This is a genomic window from Rothia sp. HMSC066G02, assembly GCF_001813145.1.
Classification (GTDB): Bacteria; Actinomycetota; Actinomycetes; order Actinomycetales; family Micrococcaceae; genus Rothia.
Genome location: NZ_KV811586.1, coordinates 63,845 through 66,935 on the forward strand (window position 1 = coordinate 63,845; position 3,091 = coordinate 66,935).

The 3,091-nt window shown below is 49.7% G+C and carries 1 protein-coding gene and 2 pseudogenes; all 3 read left to right on the top strand.

The window, feature by feature from the left end; translation table 11 throughout:
* Positions 1-1,320: pseudogene (locus HMPREF2894_RS09095) on the top strand (hypothetical protein); the annotation flags it as partial.
* Between the two features lie 385 nt (positions 1,321-1,705).
* Positions 1,706-1,993: a hypothetical protein gene (locus tag HMPREF2894_RS09010; protein WP_138187155.1), complete on the top strand. Its 288-nt coding sequence runs from the start codon at positions 1,706-1,708 to the stop codon at positions 1,991-1,993.
* 325 nt (positions 1,994-2,318) lie between these two features.
* Positions 2,319-3,091 (top strand): annotated as a pseudogene (locus tag HMPREF2894_RS09200) (RHS repeat domain-containing protein); the annotation flags it as partial.

Sequence of the window (3,091 nt, forward strand, 5' to 3'; positions counted from 1 at the left end):
CCGGTTTCTTTGGTGGATCCGTGGGGTTTGTCACCTGTGTCGGTGGAGGATTTTGAGAAGTATCGCGAGTCCTGCGCTGATAGGGGCGTGAACGGCTGGCTGAATCGTAATGCGGATGCTATTCAGACCGCGTTAACGGTTGTAGGTGTGGTTGCATCTGTTGCTGGTCTAATTGTCGCAGGACCGGTAGCTCTTATCGTTGCAGGAGTTGTTGCTGGCGCTTCACTTGCGGCAGCTTCCTCAATCTCAAGTAACCGAGATGAGAATGGCCGTGTGAACTGGGGACGTGTTGGAATTGATGCGGCAATCGGTGGAGCTTTTGGCGCTATCGGCGGTGGTATTGCAGGACAGGGTCGTAATATGATGGTTGCCTTGGGCCGCACCAAAGCCGTTGGTGCTCTAGAACAAGCTATCACCGGTGGATGGTCGAAGGGTGCGAAGGTATTCGCGACCAGGGCGAGCGTGCATGCAATTCCCGAGGTCGCAGCCAACTTTGTGGGCGGCTTTGAGAACCTTGCCCATGATGCCGTGAACGGCAAGATTGGTGATAAGGGGCAGTATTCTATTCGTGAGCATGTGGTTTCTACCGTCAGCGGTGGCATCTTTGGAGGTTTGTCCAATGCTGCTCCTCGTGCACTCGCTGGTTCGTTAGCTAAAAAGGCATCTCCAACCCTCATTTCGACGATGGAAAAAACATATCAAAAAACATATGATAGTGCACTAAAAGCAAAGAATAAGATAACCCCTTATGTTCAAAAGATAAATAATGAAAAGATTACTAATGCATTTGATTTTACCTCTGAAAAAGTGAGTAACTTGATCAAAAAGAGTAAAGTTGATGAGCCGCGTCCTCTAATTCAGCGTGCTTTTGATACCTTAACTCCCGCTGTTTTGAAAACTAGCCAGGATCTCATTGATACTTGGGGAAAAAAGGGAGAAATAGGCCTAACCGACATAATTTGGAGTGGCACTAATGGTTTCAAAGCAGGTATTTCAGGGAGGAATAAGTATCATGAGGGATCTTCAGTAAAAGACCCGCGCACCATTGCACAGCTTGGCATGAGCCATGATACGAGTTTGTCTAGAATTACATATGTCCGTAACCCGGAAAAGAATAAAGCTCTACTGGAGAAGAAAGAGAAGGAATTGGATAAAATTATGCTTGAAGTAGGCCGAGATAATGTAGTTTCAAAGGGAAAGGATGAATTGAAAGACATGGCCTCTTATATTAAAGATCATCGAGAAGAAGTAGTTAATAACTCGGATAAATCTTTTTCCGAATTAATAGTTGATTACCAAAACTCTAAGGGTGAGAAGTAGGTATATAATGAATAGATTTATAGCTGAAACTGTAACTAATGGTTCGATTGGTTTAGTGCGACCCAAAGGCTATATTCCTCTGGGACAACGACAGAAAAAGCCGCTACTGGCTGTACTAGCTGCAGATTCTTTCGTGCTGCTGGTGTGCATTTTACTGCCTCTAACTTTTCCCACTGAGAGTCCTGTTGATTATATTCCTGCATTTATTTTCATGAATATTATCGGTTCGTTCTTCTGGTTCTTAGCTATTCACACTAATTCCTTCTACGTCCAGCAGAATGAGACTTCCGTGAAATGGCGGAATTGGCGGTTCAAGACCCGCGAGTTTGACTACAGCAGCATCACGAGAATCCATATGCAAGCTAATGGTAAAGGCGGTTACTTCGTGATTAGTAGCAGTCAGATGGGTAAGCGTCGCCTGGCTTTTAGCCCGGTCTTCTTTGACGCCACCTACATCTACCACATGATTCTTTTCCGTGAGCGCTACGGTGTTTGGCCGCCCAAGTACATCCCCGAACTCTTCGTAGAGTTCGGTGATTACGAGGAGATGGATACCCTTATCAAAATCCTCTGCTACGCCCGCAAGTATGAGATTGGCTCGCTTGTCGGTAGGGAGGGGTACCTGCCGATCCCGGAGCACCTGCAGCGCATCCTTGATGCCTCATCTAAATAACGTTATTTAGATGTAGCACCGCATAGAGAAAGCCTCTGGGCTGAGAGATTACCTCTCAGCCCAGAGGCTTTCTGCATACCAGGGTCAGCCAAGAAACTCGGGTGGATACGGGTCTAATCCCAGCTGCTGGTGGATGGTCGCCCAGTCTTCACCTAAACCTTGCGCCTAGTTATCCTTCTGGCTGGTTAGCCCATAGACCATCAAAGTACTCGACAATTCAACTTGTCAGAGCTTTCAAGCACATAGAGTATCCTTGGGGAAGGTACGCCACCTGCCGGTGGTGCACTTGCGGATATTCACCAACCACACGAAACGAGAACCCACCATGCGCACTTTGCTCATTATTTTCTGGGGCGTTGATGCGTTTGGTGCTCCCGTGGTGACCGTCGAGTCTTATGACCGTTTGGGTCGTCTGGTTCGTCAGCGCCGTGAGTTTGGTGCCCAGATTCCGGAGTCTTTCCGTACCGCGTACATGGACGAGACTGGCGGCTACGAGCTGTCCTACGCTTACGACGCTGATGGTCTGCGCACTGAGTTTGTGCACCCTCTGGGTTCGAGCGCTTATGCGTATGATGCTGCTGGCCGCATGGTCAAGCAGACTGACATCACCGCGTACCGTCTGGATGGAACCGCCGTTACCTCTGAGTCTCGTGTGGAGTCTTCTTTCGAGTACAACGCGGTAGATGCGCTGGTGCGTGCGCAGGTGTCTGATTTGGCGGGTACTTGGGTTCGTGAGTTTGGTTACCGTGGTGCGCACATGACCTCTGTGACCGAGCAGCCCGCTGAGGCAAACTTTTCTGAGGCTCTGCACACTGAGATTACTCGTGATGATTTGGGTCGTATTAGCGGTGTGGATTCGCCCGCTGGTCTGGTCATGTACACCTACACTGACGCCCAGATGCTCTCTTCTGCCGTTCGTGGTACGGAGACCCTGCGCTGGGCCTACGATGTTGCTGGTGCGCTGGTGCGTGTTGAGTACTTTGATAGCGCCCAGCCCGAGAATGCTTGGGTGAAGGTGCTGGTCACTGACGAGGGTGCCCGCGTTCGCGCAGTATGCGTCTATGGCGTGCAGGATGAGGCGAAGCCCGGCTCCCAGTC